At 58.1% G+C, this 3,673-nt stretch carries 4 protein-coding genes; all 4 read right to left on the minus strand.

Annotated features, from left to right (window positions below):
- Positions 1 to 98 precede the first annotated feature (98 nt).
- A complete protein-coding gene (locus EOA60_RS23455) occupies positions 99 to 521 on the minus strand; it encodes a helix-turn-helix domain-containing protein (RefSeq protein ID WP_127335274.1) in 423 nt (140 codons plus the stop codon).
- Positions 522 to 986: 465 nt separating this feature from the next.
- Positions 987 to 2,108: an ABC transporter ATP-binding protein gene (locus EOA60_RS23460; RefSeq protein WP_127335273.1), complete on the minus strand. Its 1,122-nt coding sequence runs from the start codon at positions 2,106 to 2,108 to the stop codon at positions 987 to 989.
- Positions 2,105 to 2,929, minus strand: a complete 825-nt coding sequence (locus tag EOA60_RS23465; protein ID WP_127335272.1) for an ABC transporter permease — start codon at positions 2,927 to 2,929, stop codon at positions 2,105 to 2,107. The genes EOA60_RS23460 and EOA60_RS23465 overlap by 4 nt, the downstream gene beginning before the upstream one ends.
- Positions 2,926 to 3,673, minus strand: a 748-nt coding sequence (locus EOA60_RS23470) for an ABC transporter permease (protein ID WP_164899486.1), incomplete at its 5' end; no start/stop codon positions are given. The genes EOA60_RS23470 and EOA60_RS23465, both read right to left, overlap by 4 nt.

The following is a 3,673-nucleotide window of genomic DNA, read 5'->3' on the forward strand; positions in this document are numbered from 1 at the left end:
GTCTTTGATCGGAACGGTGGCCGGCTTCAAATCGGAATGGTGGCCGGTCTTTGATCGGAATGGCGGCCGACTTCATGTCGGAATCCGCAGGCCGGTCGTCATCTTTTCGATGAATTTGAAGATCCCGTTTCGCCAGGAGCGCTGCTCCGACGCTGATCTTCCTCGAAGTGCCGCAAGGCTTCGCGAAAAAAATCGAGATCGAGCTGCTGTTGCCCGACTTTCTGCTCCAATTCCCTGATCCGGCGCCTGTCCTTGGTCAGTGCCTTTTCCTGAGGCGTCGGCAGATCGACTGAATTCTGCAGCTGCGCGGCCCCGTCTAGTCCTGCTGTCGATCTGGCCGGCCGGCCGCGCCGGCGTGACTTCAGATCGCCATAAAGCCTCAGGTGATCACGCCACTCGTAAAGTCGTTGACGACTGATGCCGACCTCATCTGCCAACTTGCTGACATTTTCGCCCGCCTCCATGCGCTGGAGCAGCTCCCGCTTTTGGTCCTCATCAATAAATCTTTGCCGTCCGGCCATGCCCCAGTTTCCTCTCCTGCGGGGAAACTGTCCGCGATTTTCCTTGTCTCAGTCTGGGGGTGCACTCCATCACTGTCCGGGATTTAGCGAAAAGGGTGTCCGGGAATTACCGAAACACGCACCTTGTCCACTGATGTCACAGGCGATGAGGCGATGATTAAGGCGAAGATAGTCCATCCAGGTTGGTGTGCGAAACGTCTCGTCGCGCTGGAGATTCCCCGGGGCGGCTGCCGCCGAGACTTGCTCGACGGCAGCCTGATTGCCTTGGGAGGCGAAGGGGCAAGGGCAAAGGCGACTGTGTGAACGATGATCACCCTGGCGGCGGTACGTGCGCCTCTGAACGTGCGCCGGCTGAGATCAGCTTCTAGATTTGAACGACCTAAGCAGCGCTGCGCAGTGCGTTAACACGAGCTCCACTCGCGTCTATGGCCTTGCCTGCGTCGACAGCACCCTCAGCGATCACGACTAATCAGTGGCCAACCAAGACTCATTGACGGGCCAACTCACTCTCACCTGATCGCCTACGGTCCATGGTCGAGACTCGCTGGGCCGGTGGGGGTCCGCAACTGTGAAGGTCGTCCCGTCCTCAATGCGCACGTGGTAAGAGCGATACATCCCCTTGAATAGTACCTCGGTCACCCTCCCCAGCAGACCCGTACCCGCGGCGGGCTCAAGATGGCAACATTCAGGTCGGATGACGAGATATGCTCGTTCACCCTGAGGGAGGTAAGGAATATCCGGTAGTGGGCCTCGAATGCCGTTCGCGGTGGAGTATTCGCGTGTTCCATGCGCAACAGTTACTGGGAGGCAGTTTGACGCGCCGATAAAGTCGGCTACGTAGCGAGTTGTTGGGCGGTCGTAGATGTCCTCCGGGGATCCCAGTTGGCATACACGTCCACCTCGCATCACCGCGATCCTATCGGACATGGTCAAGGCTTCCTCTTGATCGTGGGTTACGTAGACAAATGTCATACCGAGCCGCTCCTGGAGCGCCTTAAGCTCTATCTGCATTGTCTTGCGGAGTTGCAGATCGAGTGCGCCGAGCGGCTCGTCGAGCAGCAGGATGCGCGGACGCTTCACTACGGCGCGCGCTAGCGCAACGCGCTGTTGCTGACCGCCCGAGAGCTCGTTCGGGCGTCGCGATGCAAGTTCCTCCAGCCGTACCAGCGAGAGGGCCTCGTTTACCCGTTCAAGCCGCTCTTTCTTGGGCACCCCGTCCTCTCGCAGTCCGAAGGCAACGTTCTCTGCAACGTCGAGATGCGCGAAAAGCGCGTAGCTCTGGAAGACGGTATTGATCGGTCGCTTTTCGGGTGGTTGGTCGGTGATGTCGCGCCCCTCAAGGAGGATCCGCCCGCTCCGCGGTCGTTCGAAGCCTGCGATGAGGCGCAGCGTCGTTGTCTTTCCGCACCCGCTGGGACCCAGTATTGAGAAGAACTCCCCCTGCGCGAGCGACAGGTCGACTGCGTCGATCGCGTGCGCAGAGCCAAACGACTTAGACAGGCCGCGGAGTTCGAGGAAGGGCTGCCTGGAAACAGCAGGAGCTTGGACGACGGCCCCGGCGTTTATGCGCGCGCTCACTGTACTCATGACCTGATCCCCTGATCGCGACCCATACTCCGGCGCCTCCGCGCGGAGCGCAGCCAATAGTAGGCAGACAGGCCAAGCAGGATGACCAGCGTCGAAAGCGCAATCATGAATGTCGCAATCGCGTTCACCTCAGGGGTGATTTTTGTGCGCATCAATGAGAAGAGCACGAGCGGTAGCGTGTTAAGGTCAGAGGAAAGGAAGAGAGACGTAATGACGTTGTCCATGGAAAAGGCGAACACCAGCAGGCTAGCGGTCAGAATCGCGGGCATTGCCTCCGGAAGAGTCACACGAATGAGGGCACGCGCGGCGGTTGCGCCCAAGTCACGGGCAGCCTCCTCGATATACGGGTCGCGGCGTGCCAACCGAGCGCTCACGATCATGATCACATAAGCAGTGTAGAGGCTGGCGTGTCCAACGACGACGGTGCCAAACCCGCGTGGCCAGTTCACTGCCTGGAACGTCACAAGCAAGCCAACTACGAGAACGAGTTCTGGCATAAGCAGCCGCGAGTAAGTCGAGGCGTTGGTGACTGCGCGGACGGTCCAACCCGCACGCCGGAGCCCTATCGCGGCTAGTGTTCCGGTTGCGGTCGAGATCGCTGTAGTGGCTGTCGCGATGAGGAGGCTATTGCGGATCGCCTCGAGGACCACGTCGTCCTCAAACATTTGCTTGAACCAGCGAGTTGTCAACCCTCCCCACTCTGCCATGTTGGCGTCGCCGTTAACGGAGTTCGCAATGACAAGAACAATGGGAACGAACAGGAACATGTAGACTAGGATCACGAAGCTGTAGAGTGGTACCTGTCGCAGCGCACGGGTCACAACGGCATCCTCTCAAGCTCGATGCGCCCGGCGACCCTAATGCAGAGTCCAATCGCGGCTAAGAGTAGGCCTACCAGGATGACCGAGAGCGCTGCGCCGTAGGGCCATTCGAAGCTGCGACCGAACTGGTTGGCGATAACGTTACCGTACATAAGAGTTTTGCCGCCCCCGAGAATGGTAGGAATGACGTACTCACCGGTGGCGGGCGCTCCCACTACGATGATTCCCGCGATCATCCCCGGTAAGCCCTGAGGGTAAACGACCCTGCGGAAAGTGGATATGCTGCTCGCGCCTAGGTCACGCGCTGCTTCGAGCACATGAGGATGTATACGATCCAGAACTACGAAGAGGGTCAGAACCATTAGCGGGAGATAGTTGTAAACGATGCCTATGATAATAGCAGAAGGGCTGAAAAGTAGGTCTAAAGGCCGATCCAGCACGCCAAGTGAGAGTAAGGCATCATTTAGAATCCCGTTAGTATCGAGAATGCCAACCCAAGCATAAGTTCGAATAACGAATGAGGTGAGGAAGGGGATTATTACCAGCGTAACAAGGTACGGCTTGAGCCGGCCTGCTCGAAAAGCGAGAAAATACGCCAGCGGATATGCCATCAACAGGCAAATAAACGTTGCAGCCCCGGAGATCCACAGAGACCGAACTAGGGCCTGCAAAATGATGGAGTCGTTAAACCGCTCGTAGCTTTCCAAAGTCCAGCCAAAGGATATCTTGGCAGTCAATGTATCC

The organism is Mesorhizobium sp. M1A.F.Ca.IN.020.06.1.1 (assembly GCF_004023265.1).
Taxonomy (GTDB): domain Bacteria; phylum Pseudomonadota; class Alphaproteobacteria; order Rhizobiales; family Rhizobiaceae; genus Mesorhizobium.

Bases quoted from the DNA above. Each gene is read 5' to 3' on its own strand.
- EOA60_RS23460 (WP_127335273.1), bottom strand. From the start codon at position 2,108: ATGAGTACAGTGAGCGCGCGCATAAACGCCGGGGCCGTCGTCCAAGCT.
- EOA60_RS23455 (WP_127335274.1), bottom strand. From the start codon at position 521: ATGGCCGGACGGCAAAGATTTATTGATGAGGACCAAAAGCGGGAGCTG.